Source organism: Microbispora sp. H10836 (assembly GCF_012999525.1).
Classification (GTDB): domain Bacteria; phylum Actinomycetota; class Actinomycetes; order Streptosporangiales; family Streptosporangiaceae; genus Microbispora.
In genome coordinates this window covers 1-18,684 of the sequence record NZ_JABBWU010000036.1, presented here as the reverse complement: position 1 = coordinate 18,684, position 18,684 = coordinate 1, and the positions used below count along the sequence as shown (strand labels likewise).

Sequence of the window (18,684 nt, the reverse complement as noted above, 5' to 3'; positions counted from 1 at the left end):
TTATATGTGCTGTTTTCTCCTGAGTATCGGCCGTCTCGTACCAGGGGTCGCGTCAGGACGTTTCGGGGGCCCGTGCTGATGCGAGCCCGGGGTGTGACTTGGGGACAATGGGGGGATGAGCTCCGAATCACTGCCGCAGCCCCGGTCCGTCGTCGTGCTGGGGTCCACCGGGTCCATCGGCACCCAGGCTCTCGACGTCGTCGCCAACGCTCCCGGACGGTTCCGCGTGACCGCGCTCGCCGCCGGCGGCGGCCGGGTCGACCTGCTGGCGAGGCAGGCCGCCGACTTCGGGGCCGAGGCGGTGGCGGTCGCCGACCCGGCGGCCGTGCCGGCGCTGCGCGAGGCACTCACGGCGGCCGGCGCGCGGCCGAGGGTGCTGGCGGGCCCGGAGGGGGTGGCGGAGGTCGCGGCGTCGCCCTGCGAAGTCGTGCTCAACGGCATCACCGGGGCCCTGGGGCTGACCTCCACGCTGGCGGCGCTGGAGGCGGGCCGGGTGCTCGCGCTGGCCAACAAGGAGTCGCTGATCGTGGGCGGCCCGCTGGTCAAGCGCCTGGCCGGGCCGGGGCGGATGATCCCGGTGGACTCCGAGCACTCCGCGCTCGCCCAGTGCCTGTGGGCGGCCGGGCCCGAGGGGGCCGACCCGGCGGCCGTACGGCGGCTGGTGGTGACGGCGAGCGGCGGCCCGTTCCGCGGCAGGAAGCGGGCCGAGCTGACGGACGTCACGCCGGAGATGGCGCTGAACCACCCGACCTGGAGCATGGGCCCGGTCATCACGGTGAACTCGGCGACGCTCGTCAACAAGGGCCTGGAGGTGATCGAGGCCCATCTGCTGTTCGACATCGGCTTCGACCGGATCGAGGTGGTGGTCCACCCGCAGTCGATCATCCACTCGATGGTGGAGTTCGCCGACGGCTCGACGGTCGCGCAGGCGAGCCCGCCCGACATGCGGCTGCCGATCTCGCTCGCGCTGGCCTATCCCGAGCGGGTACCCGGCGCGGCCCGGCCGGTCGACTGGACCACCGCCCACACCTGGACCTTCGAACCGCTCGACGACGAGGCGTTCCCGTCGGTCGCGCTGGCCCGTCACGTGGGCGCCCTGGGCGGCACGGCGCCGGCGGTCTACAACGCGGCGAACGAGGTGTGCGTGGAGGCGTTCCTGAAGGGCGCCCTGCCGTTCCTCGGCATCGTGGACACGGTGGAACGCGTGGTGGCCGCCCACACCCCCGGGCCGGCGGCGTCCGTCGAGGAGGTCCTCGCGGCGGACGCCTGGGCGAGGGTGCGGGCGGCCGAGCTGACGCGCTAGGTCACCCCTGGCGCGACCCGGGTCAGGCGGGCCGCGCCACGGGTGGGCGGGTCAGGCCGCCGAGCAGGACAGCGACGGGGTGCCGCTGCTCGAACCGTTGGCCAGGAAGCCGAACGTGGTGGAGGCGCCGGCGCCCAGGCTGCCGTTGTAGTTCACGTTCTTCACACTGACGTTGCTGCCGGACTGGCTGAGCGTGCCGTTCCAGACCTGTGTGATGGTGCCGCCGCTCGGCTGGGACCAGCTCACCGTCCAGCCGCCGATGGACGAGGACCCGGCCTTCACCGTCACCTCACCCTGGAAGCCGCCGCCCCAGGAGTTGGTGACCTTGTAGGTGGCCGAGCAGCCGCCGGGGCCGCCGGAGGTCGGGCTGGCCGAGGGGCTGACCCTCGGGCTCGGCGAGGTGTTGGGCGAGGTGCCGGGGGACGGGGAGACGGGCGGGGTGGGGCTCGGGCTGGTGTTCGGGATGCCGACGCCGGTCACCTCGCCGTTGCCGCCGTCGAAGACGACGTCGGAGCAGCTGTAGAACGTCTCGTTGCTGTCCGAGCGCTGCCACACGGTGTAGATGATGTGGCGGCCGCTCTTACCGGAAGGCAGGCGGGCGTTCCAGTAGTAGTGGCCGTCCTCGGTGCCCACCGAGCCGAGGCTCGGCGGGTTGGTGACGCTGTCGAACGGCGTCGACTCCAGGTCGCTCCAGGCCAGCGGGCGGGTCGGGCTCCAGGAGTCCTTGGTGACGTACGACCGGAACGTGCCGGGGTGCGCGGCCCACATGTTGTACTTGAACTGGATGCTCGCCCCGGACGTCAGGTGGGTGACCGGCCAGTCGTTGCGGGCGAGGTCGAAACCGCTGAAGTCGTAGACGATCGCGCCGCCGCTGCACAGCTGCCCGTCCGGGATGAAGCCGGACATCCGGCCCGCGCCGTCCGAGCGGAGCACGGCGAACCAGTTGTACAGCGCGTTGGTCCCGCCCTTGGCGACCGCGGCCGCGCAGGCGGGGTTCTTCGGCTGGATGGCACCGCTCGAAGTAGTGCCGTCCTTCCAGCACAGGTAGGTGCGGCTGCCGGGCACCATCGGGGCGCCGTGCGCGGACGCCGGGGAGGCGAGCACGACGGCGGACACGAGGGCGGACAGTGCGGCGACGATCAGCCCGATCGTCGTCTTCGTTACTCTTCTACGTGGTCTACCCACGGGCTACCCTTTCGCGTGGTCATGGCTGCCGCACTCGTGGTGCAGCACGGCACCGCCGACGGCGCGAGCTCGTCGGCCCGGGGGACAGCCTTTGACACAAACCGGCCAGATGGTGCGAGAGCGCTCACGCTGTTCGGACTGTAGGTCGGCCCCAGCCGTCTGCCCACCCCGCCCGCGAGCACGGTGCCGATAGGCGCAGGTCGAGCCGGTTTCTTCCGTGACGGGTCATGAAACCTTCATTCCTCGTGAAAGGTTTCGGGCCGTCCGGCCTCACGGCACTCCTTAGACTGGGAGGGCCCCCCACCGGGCGTCGCCTATCACAACAAGGTGCAGAAATGTCTGTTGATCTCGGGATTCCCGCCGTACGGACCCAGCCGATCGCCAAGCGGCGGGTGTCGCGTCAGATCATGGTCGGTTCGGTCCCCGTCGGCGGGGACGCGCCGGTCTCGGTGCAGTCCATGACCACCACGCTGACCGCCGACGTCAACGCCACCCTCCAGCAGATCGCGGAGCTCACCGCGTCGGGCTGCCAGATCGTCCGTGTCGCGGTCCCGTCGCAGGACGACGCCGACGCGCTGCCGGCCATCGCGAGGAAATCCAAGATCCCCGTCATCGCCGACATCCATTTCCAGCCCAAATACGTGTTCGCGGCGATCGACGCCGGATGCGCCGCGGTCCGGGTGAACCCGGGGAACATCAAGAAGTTCGACGACAAGGTCGGCGAGATCGCCCGCGCCGCCTCCGACGCCGGCGTGCCGATCAGGATCGGCGTCAACGCAGGCTCCCTCGACCCGCGCCTGCTGCAGAAGTACGGCAAGGCCACCCCCGAGGCGCTGGTGGAGTCGGCGCTGTGGGAGTGCTCCCTGTTCGAGGAGCACGGCTTCCGCGACATCAAGATCTCGGTCAAGCACAACGACCCGGTCGTCATGATCCAGGCCTACCGGCTGCTCGCCCAGCGCTGCGACTACCCCCTGCACCTCGGCGTGACCGAGGCGGGGCCGGCGTTCCAGGGCACGATCAAGTCCGCGGTGGCGTTCGGCGCGCTGCTGGCCGAGGGCATCGGCGACACCATCCGGGTGTCGCTGTCGGCGCCTCCGGTCGAGGAGGTCAAGGTCGGCAATCAGATCCTCGAGTCGCTGGGCCTGCGCGAGCGCGGCCTGGAGATCGTCTCCTGCCCCTCCTGCGGCCGGGCCCAGGTGGATGTGTACACCCTGGCCGAGCAGGTGCAGGCCGGGCTGACCGGTCTCAAGGTCCCGCTGCGCGTGGCCGTCATGGGCTGTGTCGTCAACGGCCCCGGGGAGGCCCGGGAGGCCGACCTCGGCGTCGCCTCCGGCAACGGCAAGGGCCAGATCTTCGTGAAGGGCGAGGTCATCAAGACGGTCCCCGAGTCGCAGATCGTCGAGACCCTCATCGAGGAGGCCCTGCGCCTCGCCGAGGAGATGGGCGTCGACGTGGACCTCGACGAGGACGAGGCCGCCGGCCCGGAGGTCGTCGTCCGCTGACCTCGGGCGTGTTACATCAAGCAATGCTCTGACTACACAATGGCAATGATCGGGTAGTACGGCCCGTACCCCGCCGATCACGCCGCGAAGCTGTCCTCTGCCGTAAAGGGAGCAGAGGAGCGTGCCGGTGAAGCGGGTCGTGGGTGTGGTCGTGGGCGTGGCGGCGCTGGTCGCCGGGCTGGTCGGACCTGAAGCGGCGGCTGGATCCGACCATGCCGGGCACTGGGGGCCGCCGCAGCGTCCGCTGGAATGGAAGCCGTGTCCGCCGGAACCCGCGTCGGCCTCCGGCGGCGCCCTCGGCCCGGCCCGGTCCGCCCGCCGGGAGCCCGCCCAGGAGTGCGCGGAGCTGCGCGTCCCGCTCGACTACCGCGAGCCGTACGGCCAGCAGATCTCGCTGGCGCTCAACCGGATCAAGGGCACGGCCTCGCGTGACGGCAACCACCTCGGCGCGTTGCTGGTGAACCCCGGCGGGCCGGGCGGCGAGGGGCTCAGCCTGGCCCGGTTCGTCGCGGCCCGGCTGCCCCAGGACGTCGCCGCACGGTTCGACGTCATCGGCTTCGCGCCGCGCGGCGTCGCCCCCAGCAAGCCCGCGCTGTCGTGTGTCGACGTGGCCCGCTTCTACGCGCCGCCCCGGCCGGACAACGTGCCGAGGAACGACGCCGAGGAGCAGGCGCTGATCGGCCGGGCCAAGCAGTACGCCGAGGGCTGCGGCAACCGCGGGTCCTGGTTCCTGCCGTACCTGACCACGGAGAACACCGCGCGGGACATGGACGCCGTGCGCGCGGCGCTCGGCGAGGAGAAGATCAGCTACCTCGGCTACTCGTACGGCACCTACCTGGGGGCGGTCTACGCCACCCTGTTCCCGCAGCGGGTGCGCCGGCTCGTGCTCGACAGCGTGGTCGACCCCGACGGGGTCTGGTACGAGGCCAACATCGCCCAGGACCACAGCTTCGACCGGCGGCACCGCGACTTCCTCGCCTGGGTGGCCGAGCACGGCGACGTCTACAAGCTGGGCACGACGCAGGCGGCGGTGTCCTTCGCGTGGTACTCCATGCGCTCACGACTGCGCGACAGGCCCGCGGGCGGGATCGTGGGCCCGAGCGAACTGGACGACGTCTTCTCCAACGGCGCCTACAGCGACCGCCTCTGGCCGTATCTGGGCGCCGCCTTCTCGGCCTACGTCCGCGACGGCGACCCCTCGATCCTGGTGAAACTGTTCCACCTGGAGGCCGAGATCGACGCGAAGGAGGAGAACTCCTACGCGGTCTACCTGGGGGTGGAATGCCGGGACGCCGCCTGGCCCCGGTCGTGGGAGCGCTGGCGCGCCGACACGCGCCGGGCGCACGCCGAGGCGCCGTTCATGGCCTGGCCCAACGCCGTCTACAACGCGCCCTGCGCCTTCTGGCCGGAGAAGGGCGGCACGCCGGTCAAGGTGGGCACACCACACCTGCCGCCCATCTTGCTCATCCAGGCCGAGCGGGACGCCGCCACGCCGTACGAGGGCGCGCTGCGCATGCGCCGCCTGTTCCCGACCGCGCGCCTGCTGACCGCGGGCGGCGGCAACCACGGCGTGTCGCTCGCGGGGAACGCGTGCGTGGACCGGCACCTGGCGGCCTACCTGCGCGACGCGACGCTGCTGCCGCAGCGCAGGGGCAAGCGGGGCGCCGACGCGACCTGCCCGGCCGGGCCGGAGCCGCGGGCCACGCTGATGAAGGTCACGGAGGGCGCGCAGGGGACGCCCGCCCACGTCTCGGCCGTACGACGGTGAGCGCAGCCGGGCCGATACCTCCCAAACGGGAATCGTTCGCGTAGGCTGGCCCCGTGATGCTGCGAACATCGGCGTCGCGCGTGCTCGACGACAGCGATCGTGACGAGGTTCTGGCGCTCCTCGACACCGATCCGGTCGCCAATGTGTTCGTAGCGGCCCGGGTCAGGGCCGTCGGCCTCAGCCCTGCACGGCTCGGCGGTCAGATGTGGGGCTACGGCCCGCGCGGCGGGCTCGTGTCCCTGTGTTACGCGGGCGCCAACCTGGTGCCCGTGAACGCCACCCGCGAGGCGGTACACGCCTTCGCCGACAGGGCGCGCAAGCAGGGCCGCCGCTGCTCGTCCATCGTGGGTCCGGCCGGCGCCGTGGAGCAGTTCTGGGAGCGGCTGGAGCCACACTGGGGCGGCGCCCGCGCGATCCGGTGGGCCCAGCCGGTCATGGCCACGAGCTCCGCGCCCGCGGTCGAACCGGACCCGCTCGTACGCAGGGTCCGGCCCGAGGAGTTCGGCACCTTGCTGCCCGCCTGCGTGGCCATGTTCACCGAAGAGGTGGGCGTCTCGCCGGACAACGGCGACGGCGGAGCGCTCTACCGGTCCAGGGTCGCCGAACTCATCCGCATCGGGCGGTCGTACGCGCGCATCGACGACGGCCAGGTGGTCTTCAAGGCCGAGATCGGCGCGGTGACGCCGCAGGCGTGCCAGATCCAGGGCGTGTGGGTCCATCCCGAACTGCGCGGACGCGGCCACGCGGCGGCCGGCATGGCCGCCGTGGTCGAGCAGGCGCTGAAGTACTTCGCCCCGGTCGTCACCCTCTACGTGAACGACTTCAACCTCCCGGCCAGGGCGGTCTACCGCAAGGTGGGCTTCCAGGAGGTCGACACGTTCATGTCCGTGCTGTTCTGACCGTGCTGCTGTGACCGCCGGGTGCGGCCGGCGTCGCACGGACCAGCCGGGTCAGCAGGTGGTCCAGCTCGGCCGCGGGGTCGCCGGTCAGCCCGGCGTGCACCGGCCCGGTCTGGACGACCGTGCTGCGCGGCGCGGTGAGCCAGCGGAACCGGGCGCCCAGCGGCTCCCCGCCCAGGGGCCCCGCGTCCTCGCCGCACGCCCTCTCGTAGGCGGCCAGGGCCAGTCGTACGCCGGGCAGGTCCACCGGCGTGCCCAGCGCCAGCAGCCGGGCCTCGTCCAGCTCGACCCGTGCGCACAGGTAGCCGCGCGGCTGGCAGTAGAGGATGACCCCGGCGTTGACCAGCTCGCCCCGCTCCACGCTGGGCACCACGCGGATCACCGCGTACTCGTAGACGTCCAGGTCGCTCATCGGCCGCCCTCCCGGGTGGCGCGCCAGAAGCCGCCGATCGTCGCGCCCCGCTCGCCGCGGAGCTGCGAGGCGGAGGCGGTGGCGGTGCTGGTGGCGGTGCTGGTAGCGGGGTCCGGCAGCCAGTCGCGCGGCCCCGCGACCCGGGCGAGCAGGTGTTCGGTGTAGGCCTGCCGTACGGCCCGCGCGTCCGCGAAGCCCGGCTCGCCCTCCAGCCACTCGTCCGGCACGAGCGCGGTCACCTCGTCGAGCAGCGGGCGGGTGACGAGCGCGGCCAGGTCCGCGTCGGCCTGCTCCAGCTTCGTCGCGAACGGCGCGAGCACGTGGTCGCGGCCGTCGAACCGGCGTCGCGGGTCCGCCGTCGGCCAGTTGTGGTGGAACCACAGAGCCGCGCCGTGGTCGATCAGCCACACCCCGCCGTGCCAGACGAGCAGGTTCGGGTTGCGCCAGCTCCGGTCGACGTTGTGGACGAGCGCGTCGAACCACAGCACCCGGGAGGCGAACTCGGCGTCGGGCTCCCAGGCGAGCGGGTCGAAGCCGAGCGCTCCGGGCAGGAAGTCGATCGCGAGGTTGTGCCCGGCGCTCGCCGTGAGCAGGTCCTGGATCTCCTCGTCGGGCTCGCGGAGGCCGAGCTGCGGGTCGAGGTCGATGACCTTGAGCTCCGGTGTGGCGAAGCCGAGCCGCCTGGCGATCTCGGCGCAGACGATCTCGGCGACGAGCACCCGCCTGCCCTGCCCTGCGCCGCGGAACTTCACGACGTACGTGCCGAGGTCGTCGGCTTCGACGACACCGGGCAGAGACCCGCCCTCGCGCAGGGGCGCGACGTACCGCGTCGCCGTGATCTGTTCGAGCACGAGAGGAAGGTTACCGTCAGGGCCGGCGGTCGCTCCCCTCCCCGCGCCCGCCGGCCGTCGTGACGGACAAGCTCCTCAGTTGGCCTTGCTCGGCATCCACCACATGCGGCCCTCGGCGACGTCGTGGTAGACGTCGAGCAGGTCCATGCCGGTGGTCTTGCTGCGTGATTCGGCCGCGGCCCACGCGTACACGCCCCGGGCGATCGCGCCGGGCTCCTGCTGGACCCGCATCGCGTAGACGAGGGCCCTGATCTCGTGCACCTTCCGGTCCTCCGGCTCGGCCTGCGCGGCGAGCTCGGCGAGCTGGCAGGCCAGGCGCAGGTCGCCGTCGGCGGCCGCGGCGACGGCCCGGCCCGCGACCGACGCCGCTCCCGCGGACAGCTCGGCGACCGCGCGGGCGAACACGGCGTCCGGGGCCGGCTTGAGGTTGGCGGGGTTGCCGTCATGCCAGCCGCCGTGCAGCCGCCAGATGTTGCGCACGATGAACTCGGGCTCGTCGTGACGTTCTCGCAGGTAGGGCCGTCCGGCGAGCGCGGCGGGCGGCTTGACCGAGTGCAGGATCTCGTCCAGGCGGGCCCCCGCGTTCATCAGGTCGAGCGTCTGCTCCACCAGGCTGTCGAGATAGTCGGCGGTGTCGGCGAGCGCCCGGCGCACCCGGGCCGACCCGCGGACGGGCAGCCCACGCCCGGGGAGCAGCAGGTCGGCGTCGAGCGCCGCCATGGTCCGCAGCGCCACCGCCCAGTCGTCCGGATAACGCTGCACCCGCTGCGGGTCGCCCGCTCCGGGAACCGTCCAGGCGAACAGGTCGCCGGTCAGCAGCACGCCACGCTCGGGCAGGAACGCCCAGGTGGCGTCCTCGCTGTCACCGCGGGCGTGCATGAGCTCGAAGGTGACGTCTCCCAGCGAAAGCGACAGCCGGTCGCGGTAGGTCAGGTCGGGCAGCCGCTGCGGCGGCGGCCAGACCAGCCGGGGGAAGCCCCGCTCGCGCAGGTCGACGACCGCGTTGTAGCCGGCCGTCCTGGCCTGCCGGGTGAGCCTGCGGGCCAGTCCCTCCTGCGCCACGACCAGCGGGCGGGTGCCCGGTTCGGCGTCGAACTCCTCCATGCCGGTCAGCCTCTCGGCGCGGCTGCGCGAGAAGATGGCGTATTTGAGCGGCTCGACCGACCACTTCCTGATCGCGCGGTACGACTGGGAGGCCTCGTGGGCGTCGCCGGTGTCGAAGAGGCCGAGCCCTTCCTCGCCTCGGACCACGTACACGTTGCCGCACGCCGGCCACATCGCCACGCCGTAGGCGATCTCCTGCACCCCGTCTCGGCGGAGCTCTGAATAGGGCACGTCCTCCGGGCGCACCGAACCACGCCAGACCTCGTCGGCGTACGAGAGGATCGGTGATTCCATGGTCAAGAGCCTGATCCTCCGGGCGGACGGTGCCCAGTAGGGAGATCCCTAGTGTCCGCGCCGGCCCGTGAGGGACTCGGCGGTCCAGCTCGCGAGAAGGTCCAGGGCGCGTTTGGAGGACGAGCCGGCTTCGGCGGTGTAGACGAAGAGCGTCGTATCCGGGTCGCCGGGCAGGGAGAGGGTCTCGTACTCGACGGTCAGCTCACCGACGAGAGGGTGCCGCAGGCGCTTGGAGCCGTGGGTGCGCTGGTGGACGCGGTGCTGCTCCCACCAGTGGGCGAACTCACGGCTGTGCTCGCGCAGGTCGGCGATGAGTGCGACGGTGGCCTGGTCGTCCGGGTCGCGGCCCGCGTCGAGCCGCAGGCTCTCGACCGCGGCGCGTGCCTGGACGTCCCAGTCCACGAACAGCGATCGGGCCTCGTCGTCGAGGAACATCCACCGCGCGTAGTTGCGCCGGCGGGGCGGTAGCCGGTCGAAGTCCGTGAACAGTGCTTTCGCCATCGTGTTGGCGGCGAGTACGTCGGTGCGGCGGCCGAGGACGAGGGCGGGCTCGCCGTCGAGGGCGTCGAGGAGCTGGTAGAGCCCGGGGCGCACGCGCTGGACGCCGCGAGTCCGGCGCAGGACGGGGGCCGCGGTTATCCCGATGAGGTCGCGCAGATGCGCACGCCCGGCGTCGTCGAGCCCGAGGGCACGGCCGACGGCCTCGACCACGGTCGGCGAGGGGGTGATGCGCCGGCCCTGTTCGAGGCGTGCGTAGTAGTCGGTCGAGACTCCGGCCAAGAAGGCGACCTCCTCGCGGCGCAGGCCCGGGACCCGTCGCACGCGGCCGTCGGAGGGCAGGCCGGCCCGTGACGGGTCGACCTGGCTGCGGGCGCGTCTCAGGAAGTCGGCGAGTTCACGGTTGGTTCCGGCCACGAATCCAGTCTCTCGCCTGGCGTGCGTTCCTGACTGGTCCTGTGCGTCCTAGGTTCCCCGGTGCGCGCTCGCGCAGGGCGCGATATGGACGTCCGCAGCGGGTCGCGGTGGATGAAGCTGGAGCCGTGCCGGTCCCGGGGCTCCCCGGCCGGCGCCACTCGCGACATTCGAGAGGATCACCATGAGCTTCCCAGCAGATCGTCCGGCCACCTGGTTCGTGACCGGCACCTCCCGCGGCCTCGGCCTCGAACTGGTCAGGCAGATCCTGGAGCGCGGCGACCAGGTCGCCGCGACGACGCGGTCGCCGGAGCGGCTGCTCGCCGCACTCGGTGACGGGGTCGAGACGGCGCGCCTTCTCCCGCTCACCGTCGATCTGCGTGACGAGGCGGCGGTCAAGGGTGCGGTCCGGGAGACCACCGAACGCTTCGGCGGCCTGGACGTCGTCGTCAACAACGCGGGCTACGGTTTCCTGGCCGCGGTGGAGGAGACCGGCGACCGCGAGGTCCGCGACATGCTCGACGTCCAGGTCGTGGGCGTGTGGAACGTGCTGCGCGCCGCTCTGCCGATCCTCCGCGAGCAACGCGGCGGCCACATCGTCAACGTGTCCTCGATCCTCGGCCTGACCGCCGTCCCGGGCTGGGCCCTCTACTGCGCCGGTAAGTTCGCGCTGGAGGGGTTGAGCGAGGCGCTCGCCGCCGAGGTGGCGGACTTCGGCGTCACGGTCACCATCGTCGAGCCCGGCTACTTCCGCACCGAGTTCCTCACCGCGGACGCCCTCGCCCTGCCCGCCGAGACGACCGCGCACTACCCGGCCATCCGCGAGATGACCCTCGACCACCTCAAGCTTCAGGGCAGCCAGCTCGGCGACCCGGTCAGGGGCGCCCGCGCGATCATCGGCCGGGTCCTGACCGGGGAAGGCCCGCTGCGGCAGTTGCTCGGGTCGGACGCCCACTCCTACGCCGTGGCCAAGGTCGAGGCCCTGCGGGCGAACGTCGACGCCGCCGCTCTCACCGCCCCGGCCACCGACTTCCCCGCCGCCTGACGCCCCGCCGCCTCTCGTGGACAGGCGGACTTGTCACAGCTCGCCGCGTTCGACGGCCAGGGCGAGCTCGACGCGCGACCGCAGGCCGGTCTTCGCGTAGACGCGGGTGAGATAGACCTCGACGGTCTTGCGGCTGTAGTGCAGCTCCTCGGCGATCTGGGGGTTACTCAGCCCGTCGGCGACCAGTTCGATGACACGGCGCTCCCCGGGGGTGAGGCGGCCCGCCGGCTCGGGGACCAGCCCGGCCGCACGCAGGCGGCGCTCCGACAGGGCCGCCCAGGGCGCGGCGCCGAGCCGGGTGAAGATCGCGTGTGCGCGGGGGAGCTGCGCGGTGTCGCCGAGCGCGCCGAGGACCAGCCGGGCCCGGGCCTCCTCGAACGGCAGGCCGTCCGCGCGGGCCTGCTCCAGCGCCGCGCCCGCCCGCACGCGGTCGCGGAACGCCCAGCCCACCGCCAGGTCGGCCGCGAGCCGGGCCCGAGGGGTGCCGTTCGCCGACCGCTCCTCCAGCCGGGAGGCCGCCGCCCGGCAGCCCGCGTCGTCGCCCGCCCCTGCCGTCACCAGCACCTTGATCGCCAGCGCCCGGTGCACCACCTCGGGCACCTCGTACGCGAGGGCGTCGTCGAGTTCGCGCCGCGCGGCGGCGATGTCGCCGCGGCCGGCCGCCAGGCGCGCGCGGAACACGCATCGCATGCCCTGCTGCAGGGCCGAGCCGGGCGGCGGCTCGGCGAGGACCCGGGCGGCCTCGTCCAGCCTGCCCTGGTCGAGCAGGATGTCCAGTTCCATGTTGCGCAGGAGGGCCAGGTTCTCCAGCAGGCCCGCCTCGGCCAGCGCCCGGGCCGCGACCGCGATCTCCTCCAGCGCCCGCGCCCATTCGCCGCTCATCCGCCGGATCACGGCCATGGTCCGTACGTGCTGCCCGGCGATGTCGTGCCAGCCGAGGCCGCGGTGGATCTGCTCGGCCTGGTCGAGCACCTCGACGGCGCGCGAGCGCTGCCCGGCGATCGCCAGCACGTGCGCCGCCGACTCCAGCGATGCGAGCCGGGCGCCCGGGGGCAGCGCGGCGGCGAAGGTGAGCAGGTCGTCGACCGCCCGCCGCGTCTCGGTCCAGTCGCCCTGGACGAGCGCGTGAAGGGCCAGGTAGCCGACCGTGATCGCGCGGTCCTGCGGCGGGCAGTCGGCCAGGCCCTCCCAGGCCCGCCGGGCGGACTCCCGGCTGGGACGGCCCATCTCCGCGCTGATCAGCGCCTGCTGCGCGAGCAGCGCCGAGGCGTCGTCGGCCTTCGGGATCTGGCGGCGGGCCACGTCGAGGGCCACCTCGTACCAGCCCATCACGTGGGCCGCGCCGACCGCGGTGTACGCGGCGCGGGTGCGCCGCCGCCCGGCGGGCAGCACGGCGAGCCCACGCTGCGCGGAGTTCAGCGCCAGTGCGGGCCGCGACCCCTTCCAGTACGCGAGAGCCTGCCTGGCCAGCAGCTCGCCGGGCTCCGGGGACAGCTCGGCGGCCTTGCCGTACCAGTGCGCGGCCGACAGCGGCGCGGTCCAGCGGGTCAGTTCGGCCGCGCGCAGCACCGCGGGCAGGGCCTCGGCGGCCGGCCCCGCCTCGGCCATGTGGGTGGCCCACTCCAGGACCCGTCTGGTCCCGGTCAGCCCCTCCCGTTCGAGCATGGCGGCGATGCGGCGGTGCACCTCGCGCCGGCCGGAGGCGCCGAGGTCGTCGTAGAGCGCCTCGGCCACGAGCGGGTGCGCCAGCGCGTAGCCGTCGCCGTTCTCGGTCACCACGCCATCCCTGACCAGCGCATCGAAGGCGCGTTCCGCCCGGGGCGGGTCGAGCCCGGCGAGTTCGGCGAGGGCCGTGAGATCGGCGCTCTCCCTCGTCCGCGACAACGTGGCCAGCACGCGGGCGAGGTCGCGTCCGCCCCGGTCGCGCTGGAACAGGCGGCTCAGGATCGCGCCACGCCGCGCCCCCGGATCCGCAGAGCGCACGGCACCGCCCTGCACCAGGGCCAGCACGGCCTCCTGCACGAACCACGGGTTGCCCCGGCTCGCGACGTGGATCCGCCGCAGGACGGTGTCGCTCGGCGTACGGCCGAGCAGCGTGCCGACCAGGTCCGCGATCTCGGCCATGGTCAGCGGCTGGAGCCGGACGGACAGGTCCACGTCGAGCGGGGGAGGGTGGCGGGCGGTGCCGAGGATGGCGACGGCGTCGTGGCGGCGCGGCAGGGCCCGCAGCACGCTCAGGGTGTCGGCGTCGGCCAGGTGCAGATCGTCGATGGCGAGGAGGGTCGGGCCGGGCAGCGACTCCAGCAGGCGGGCGGCCATCGCGCCGGGCGCCGCCGCAGGGTGCCCGAACGCGGCCTGGTCGATCGCGTCGAGCAGGTCGGACAGTACGTCGGCCGCCTCACCGCGCAGCGCGCCGAGCGCATCGACGAGGGGAGCGTAGGCGCGCCCGCCGTCCAGTTCGCGGGCCTGGCCGCGCAGCACGTGGTAGCCCTTGAGCCGCGCCGCGACCTCGTTCAGCAGGTGCGTCTTCCCGATGCCGGGCTCGCCGAGGACGAGGACGGTCCGCGGCGTCTTCGACAGGGCCGACACCACCTGACCGAGCGTGCCCGCGCGGCCCTCGCCGGCGGCCGATACGTCCAAGGCTGGCCGTCACTCCCTTCGCATCCGTCCCGCTGGTGTCTCCTAGGACGCGGCGGAAAGGTTGAACGTTCACACGGAATGTGACGCGCTCCGCAAGTGATCGCAAGGGGATCGATATATCAAGATTCGAACACGGCGACGGCGGCGGCGGTCAGTCTCTCCTCGACCACCTCCGCGGGCACGTCCATCGTTTTCACCACCCCGGACTGCACCGCACCGAGGGCGGCCCAGGCGCGTACGCGCGTGCTCGGGGAGGGGTCCGGCCCGGCCAGGCGGGCGAACAGCTCCCGGCCGAACTCCCGGATCGCCTCGCCGGGCGATCCGGGAGGGGCGCTGTCGGCGGCGCCGATGTCCTCGGTGAGCAGCCGGACCACCGCGCGGTGCCGTACGGCGAACGCGGTGAACGCCCGCAGGAACTCCCGGTGCCCGGGGAACCGGGCGCCGAGCAGCGTGAGCAGGTCGTCGGCCGCCGGGGCGATGATCTCGGCCGCCAGCCTGTCCTTGGGGTGGAAGTGGTAGGCGACCGCCGTCTTGGTCAGACCGACCGCCGCCGCGATGTCGGCGAGCGACACGGCGGCGTACCCGCGTTCGGCGAACAGGTCGCGGGCCGCGGCCAGGATCCGGGACCGGGTCGCGTTCCCCTGGTCGAGTGTGGTCATCGTCTCATTTTCCGGCGTGCCCCTCGCCCGCCGACAAGTTCCGTTTACCCTCGTTTTGTACGGCCGTACAGGACGGCCGTCAGGACATGCTACCCGGGACGGACGACGATGAGCGGGCTTCTGGGGCGGCTCGGCGGATGGTGCGCGCGCCACGGCTGGATCGTGCTGACGCTGTGGGTGCTGGCGGCGGGACTGCTCACGGCGGGCACGCTGGTGTGGGGCCGGCCGGTGAACAACGACGTCGCGATCCCCGGCACGGACGCGCAGCGGGCGCACGAACTCATGCACGAGGGCTTCGGCCCGGGATTCGACCCGGGCGGGACGGTGCAGCTCGTTCTCTACACGGCGAACGGCACACTGATCGACAAGTCCCGCAAACAGGCCGTCGAGGAGTCGATGGACGCCCTGCGGCGCGCGCCGCACGTCACCCAGGTGGAGACGCCGTACCGGATCGGCGGCATGTCGTCCAACCTGCGGATCGGCATGATCACCGTACGGCTGAAGGGGCAGGACACCACCAAGATCGCGCAGACCTCCGAGCAGCTCGTCGCCGCCGCCGCGCCGGCTGCGCGGGCGGGCATCGAGGTCGTCCCGTCCGACAGCTCCACTCCCGCCGACAAGCAGATCAAGACCGGCGCCAGCGAGGTCGCGGGCGTGGTCGTCGCGCTGCTGGTGCTGCTGTTCGCCTTCGGGACGCTGGTCGCCGCGCTCGTGCCGATCTTCACCGCGCTGATCAGCATCGGCGTGGGGCTCGGCGTGATCGCGCTGCTCGGGCACGTCGTGGACGTGCCCTCGACGGCGTCGATCCTGGCCACGATGATCGGCCTCGGCGTCGGCATCGACTACGCGTTGTTCCTGCTGTCGCGGCACCGGTCGCTGCTGGCCGCCGGCGTGCCGGTGCGGGAGGCGGTGCGGCGCACCGCGGCCTCCTCGGGCGGGGCCGTGCTGTTCGCCGGCGGCACGGTCGTGATCGCGCTGAGCGCGCTGATGCTCACCGGCTTCCCGCTGCTGCGCACGCTCGGCTGGATCACCGGCGTCTCGGTCGTGTGCGCCGTGCTCACCTCGATCACGCTGGTGCCGGCGCTGCTCGGCATCCTGGGGCACCGGATCAACGCGCTGCGGTTGCCGTTCTCCGGGCGCACCGCCCGCCGCGACGGCCCGGCCACGGGCTGGGCCAAGCTGGGCGCCTGGGTGGCGCGCCGTCCCTGGAGGGTGCTCGCCGTCACCGTGGTCGTGCTGGCGGCGCTGGCCGCCCCGGCCGCCACGATCAAGCTCGGTCCGCTCGACAACGGGTACGGCGACAAGGGCACCTCCGCCCGCCGGGCGTACGAGCTGATCGAGGCGGGCTTCGGCCCGGGGGCCAACGGCGGGCTCGTCGTCGTGGCCGAACTGGACCAGAAGATCGCCGACTCGACGCCGCCCGACCCGGTCGTGCAGGTGCTGCGGCAGCGGGTCGAGCACACCGAGGGCGTCGCGTTCGTCGCCCCGCCGAAGGTCAACGAGGACGGCCGCTCGGTGCTCATCCAGGCCGTGCCCGACTACGCGCCGAGCGACCCGCGGGCCCTCGACGTGGTTAAGCGGGTGCGGGCCATCGAGGTGCCCGGGGCGCACGTCCACGTCGGCGGCGAGGTGGCCGGGCTGGCGGACGCGGGCGACCGCATCATGGGCAGGACGCCGCTGGTCGTCGGCATCGTCGTGCTGCTCAGCGCCCTGCTCCTGCTGCTGGCCTTCCGCGCGCCCCTGGTCGCGGTCAAGGCGGCGGTGATGAACCTCGTCTCGCTCGGCGCAGCCTTCGGCGCCCTCGCCGTGGTGTTCTCCCACGGCCTGGGCAGCCGCCTGGTCGGCATGGACCCCCCGCCCTCGGCCGACGGGTCCTACCTCGCCACGCTGTTCTTCTCGGTGCCCATCGACACGTACGTGCCGCTCATCCTGTTCGCCGTGCTGTTCGGCCTGTCGATGGACTACGAGGTCTTCCTGCTCACCTCCGTACGGCAGGCCTACGCCCGCAGCGGGGACAACCGGAGCGCGGTGGCCGAGGGACTGGGGTCGACCGGCCGCGTCATCACCTCGGCCGCGCTGATCATGGTGGCGGTGTTCACCGCCTTCATCGCCTACCCCGACCCGTTGGTCAAGGTGTTCGGCGTCGGGCTGGCCGTGGCCATCACCGTCGACGCGACCCTGATCCGGGGCTTCCTCGTGCCCGCCACGATGGTGCTGCTCGGCAGGCTCAACTGGTGGATCCCGCGGTGGCTCGACCGGATCCTGCCGAACCTGTCCATCGAGGGCCATGAGGAGGACGGCGAGCCGGCCGGGCCGGCGGGGCCCGAACTCGTCGGCGCGGGCCGGCACGCTCGTCCCTGACGCGCTCATTCGCACGGCACCGGTGTCCGGGTCAGAAGTTCTTGCTCCGGACCGTCCAGGGGGCTCTGGCCGCCAGACCCGAGGGGCCGAGGATGTACGCGCGTGCCGTGGCGTTGCCGTTGAGGGTCATGTCCAGGAACTGGACCACCGCGGTCATGCCGTCGGTCATCTGGCTGCCGGTGATGAACCCGACGTGACCGGCCTGCGGATGCTCGGCCAGCACCGCCGGCACCTGGGTGAGATCGTAGTTGGCCCGGGTGTTGTCGTAGGCGATGTCGGAGGGCCCGCCGTCCAGGAACATCACCGGGGTGTGCAGCTTGGACAGTTCCGCGCGTGAGTATCCGAACGAACCGTCGGCGAACAGCCCGCTGTCCAGCGAGACGACGCTCTTGACCCGCCGGTCCTGGCCGGCGATCAGCGCCTCCAGCCCGCCGCAGGAGTGCCCGGCCGTGGCGACCCTGGACAGGTCGATGCGCTGGTAGAGCGGCGAGCCGGCGCGGGCGTTCTCCCGCTCGGCCCAGCTGATCCCGTCGGTCAGCAGCGACGGGATCGGGGACCCGCTCTGCACGCCGTTCGGCGAGCCGTCGACCGACGCGGTGTCGACCACGACGAACCCGCGGGCGGCGACGAACGTCAGCGCCTGGACGACCTCGCTCCCGTTGGTGTGTGCGCAGGCCCCGTTGCCGAAGACCAGCACGGGCATGGGACGCCCCACGGCCGCGGGGTTCGACGGCCGGAACACGGTGTAGCGGTTGGTGCCGTACGCCCCCTCCCTGGTGACCGGGAAGTTGTTCTCGATGGCAGGCCTGCTCGGCGGGGTGGGACTGGCACTCGGCGAGGCGCTGGGACTGGCACTGGGGGAGGCGCTGGGACTGGCACTGGGGGACGCGCTGGGACTGGCACTGGGACTGGCACTGGGGCTCGGCGTGGGACTGGGGCTGGGAGAGGTGACGCCGCCGGTGCAGGTCACGCCGTTCAGGGCGAACCCGGACGGGACCGGGTTGGAGCCGTTCCAGCTGCCGTTGAACCCGAATTCCGTGCTGCCTCCGGTGGGGATGCCGCCGTTGTAGGAGACGTTGGTCACCGTGACCTGGGAGCCGGACTGGGTGTGGGTGCCGTTCCACAGCTGGGTGATGGTCTGCCCGGCCGGGAACGACCAGGTCAGCTTCCAGCCGTTGATCGGGTCACCGAGGTTGCGGACGCTGACGCTCGCGCCGAAGCCGCCTTGCCACTGGCTGGTGACCGTGTAGCCGACCTGGCACCCGGCCGCGGCGGCCGACGCGGCGTGCGTCGCGGCCACTCCGGCGCCGGCCGTCAGCAGCACGGCGGCGGCCGACAGCGTCAACCGCCGGCGAAAAGAGCTCTCAATACGCACGGGCTTCTCCCGAGTCTCCCGAGTATTCGCGTTAGCGCTAACAATCAAGGTGCCGATGTACGCGGACATCGCTTCTGTCGCTGTCGGGAGTCAAACCGGCACGCAATGACGCGTCAACGGCACGAGGGTGTTCGCCGTTCTGACAGCACGATGGGAAACCCCTGGTGAACAGGCGCTTCGAAAAGCATGCGAAAGACTGTCGGTCGGGACGGCGGTGAATCTTTCACGCCACCCGCTCGTCATGCGCGGGATGCTCCTATAGATGTCAAGCGAAACGTTCATGATCGTTTTTGATGATCACCTGGTAGATCTCGCGGGCGATGTAGCGTTTGAGGCAGCGGATGATCTCTTTCTTCGACAGGCCGTCTTGGATG

14 protein-coding genes are annotated in these 18,684 nt (G+C 72.4%); 6 read left to right on the top strand and 8 right to left on the bottom strand.

The window, feature by feature from the left end:
- Positions 1-115 precede the first annotated feature (115 nt).
- The gene (gene dxr, locus HHX30_RS38685) at positions 116-1,303 is read left to right on the top strand and encodes a 1-deoxy-D-xylulose-5-phosphate reductoisomerase (RefSeq protein WP_169988915.1); all 1,188 of its coding nucleotides are present in this window, start codon (positions 116-118) and stop codon (positions 1,301-1,303) included.
- 51 nt (positions 1,304-1,354) lie between these two features.
- Here the strand turns inward: dxr and HHX30_RS38680 are convergent, their stop codons facing one another.
- Positions 1,355-2,488 carry a lytic polysaccharide monooxygenase gene (locus HHX30_RS38680; RefSeq protein ID WP_311923030.1) on the bottom strand — a complete coding sequence of 378 codons (1,134 nt, stop codon included), beginning with the start codon at positions 2,486-2,488 and terminating at the stop codon, positions 1,355-1,357.
- Positions 2,489-2,823: 335 nt separating this feature from the next.
- Between HHX30_RS38680 and ispG the strand changes: the two genes are divergently transcribed.
- The 3 genes from ispG to HHX30_RS38665 all read left to right on the top strand — a co-directional run bounded on the left by ispG (position 2,824) and on the right by HHX30_RS38665 (position 6,657).
- Positions 2,824-3,990, top strand: a complete 1,167-nt coding sequence (ispG, locus tag HHX30_RS38675) for a flavodoxin-dependent (E)-4-hydroxy-3-methylbut-2-enyl-diphosphate synthase (RefSeq protein WP_169988914.1) — start codon at positions 2,824-2,826, stop codon at positions 3,988-3,990.
- A 127-nt stretch (positions 3,991-4,117) separates the two neighbouring features.
- Positions 4,118-5,758, top strand: coding sequence for an alpha/beta hydrolase (locus tag HHX30_RS38670; RefSeq protein ID WP_169988913.1), 1,641 nt, complete (start codon positions 4,118-4,120; stop codon positions 5,756-5,758).
- 56 nt (positions 5,759-5,814) lie between these two features.
- Positions 5,815-6,657, top strand: a complete 843-nt coding sequence (locus HHX30_RS38665) for a GNAT family N-acetyltransferase (RefSeq protein WP_169988941.1) — start codon at positions 5,815-5,817, stop codon at positions 6,655-6,657.
- Here the strand turns inward: HHX30_RS38665 and HHX30_RS38660 are convergent.
- From HHX30_RS38660 to HHX30_RS38645, 4 genes are all read right to left on the bottom strand, one after another.
- Entirely contained in the window at positions 6,638-7,069 is a 432-nt protein-coding gene (locus HHX30_RS38660) for a DUF3037 domain-containing protein (RefSeq protein WP_169988912.1), read from the bottom strand. The two genes, HHX30_RS38665 and HHX30_RS38660, sit on opposite strands and share 20 nt — an antisense overlap.
- Positions 7,066-7,920, bottom strand: a complete 855-nt coding sequence (locus tag HHX30_RS38655; RefSeq protein ID WP_311923029.1) for a HipA family kinase — start codon at positions 7,918-7,920, stop codon at positions 7,066-7,068. The genes HHX30_RS38660 and HHX30_RS38655 overlap by 4 nt, the downstream gene beginning before the upstream one ends.
- Positions 7,921-7,995: 75 nt before the next feature.
- A complete protein-coding gene (locus HHX30_RS38650) occupies positions 7,996-9,318 on the bottom strand; it encodes an alkyl sulfatase dimerization domain-containing protein (protein ID WP_169988911.1) in 1,323 nt (440 codons plus the stop codon).
- A 48-nt stretch (positions 9,319-9,366) separates the two neighbouring features.
- Positions 9,367-10,233, bottom strand: coding sequence for a helix-turn-helix domain-containing protein (locus tag HHX30_RS38645; protein WP_169988910.1), 867 nt, complete (start codon positions 10,231-10,233; stop codon positions 9,367-9,369).
- Between the two features lie 181 nt (positions 10,234-10,414).
- Here HHX30_RS38645 and HHX30_RS38640 point away from each other — a divergent pair, with 181 nt between their 5' ends.
- Positions 10,415-11,275: an SDR family NAD(P)-dependent oxidoreductase gene (locus HHX30_RS38640; RefSeq protein ID WP_169988909.1), complete on the top strand. Its 861-nt coding sequence runs from the start codon at positions 10,415-10,417 to the stop codon at positions 11,273-11,275.
- Between the two features lie 33 nt (positions 11,276-11,308).
- Here the strand turns inward: HHX30_RS38640 and HHX30_RS38635 are convergent, their stop codons facing one another.
- Both HHX30_RS38635 and HHX30_RS38630 read right to left on the bottom strand, forming a co-directional pair.
- Positions 11,309-13,915, bottom strand: a complete 2,607-nt coding sequence (locus tag HHX30_RS38635) for an AAA family ATPase (RefSeq protein WP_169988908.1) — start codon at positions 13,913-13,915, stop codon at positions 11,309-11,311.
- Positions 13,916-14,034: 119 nt separating this feature from the next.
- Positions 14,035-14,574, bottom strand: a complete 540-nt coding sequence (locus HHX30_RS38630; RefSeq protein WP_169988907.1) for a TetR/AcrR family transcriptional regulator — start codon at positions 14,572-14,574, stop codon at positions 14,035-14,037.
- A gap of 108 nt (positions 14,575-14,682) precedes the next feature.
- Between HHX30_RS38630 and HHX30_RS38625 the strand changes: the two genes are divergently transcribed.
- Complete coding sequence (locus HHX30_RS38625; RefSeq protein WP_169988906.1) at positions 14,683-16,935, top strand: MMPL family transporter; 2,253 nt, start codon at positions 14,683-14,685, stop codon at positions 16,933-16,935.
- 31 nt (positions 16,936-16,966) lie between these two features.
- Here HHX30_RS38625 and HHX30_RS41080 read toward each other — a convergent pair whose 3' ends face one another.
- Positions 16,967-18,310, bottom strand: a complete 1,344-nt coding sequence (locus HHX30_RS41080) for a cellulose binding domain-containing protein (protein ID WP_311923028.1) — start codon at positions 18,308-18,310, stop codon at positions 16,967-16,969.
- Positions 18,311-18,684 lie beyond the last annotated feature (374 nt).

What these genes read in the sequence shown, in the direction of transcription:
- HHX30_RS38630 (WP_169988907.1), bottom strand. Translation starts at nt 14,574, where the DNA reads ATGACCACACTCGACCAGGGGAACGCGACCCGGTCCCGGATCCTGGCC.
- HHX30_RS38660 (WP_169988912.1), bottom strand. Translation starts at nt 7,069, where the DNA reads ATGAGCGACCTGGACGTCTACGAGTACGCGGTGATCCGCGTGGTGCCC.
- dxr (WP_169988915.1), top strand. Translation starts at nt 116, where the DNA reads ATGAGCTCCGAATCACTGCCGCAGCCCCGGTCCGTCGTCGTGCTGGGG.
- HHX30_RS38665 (WP_169988941.1), top strand. Translation starts at nt 5,815, where the DNA reads ATGCTGCGAACATCGGCGTCGCGCGTGCTCGACGACAGCGATCGTGAC.
- HHX30_RS38640 (WP_169988909.1), top strand. Translation starts at nt 10,415, where the DNA reads ATGAGCTTCCCAGCAGATCGTCCGGCCACCTGGTTCGTGACCGGCACC.
- HHX30_RS38625 (WP_169988906.1), top strand. Translation starts at nt 14,683, where the DNA reads ATGAGCGGGCTTCTGGGGCGGCTCGGCGGATGGTGCGCGCGCCACGGC.
- ispG (WP_169988914.1), top strand. Translation starts at nt 2,824, where the DNA reads ATGTCTGTTGATCTCGGGATTCCCGCCGTACGGACCCAGCCGATCGCC.
- HHX30_RS38650 (WP_169988911.1), bottom strand. Translation starts at nt 9,318, where the DNA reads ATGGAATCACCGATCCTCTCGTACGCCGACGAGGTCTGGCGTGGTTCG.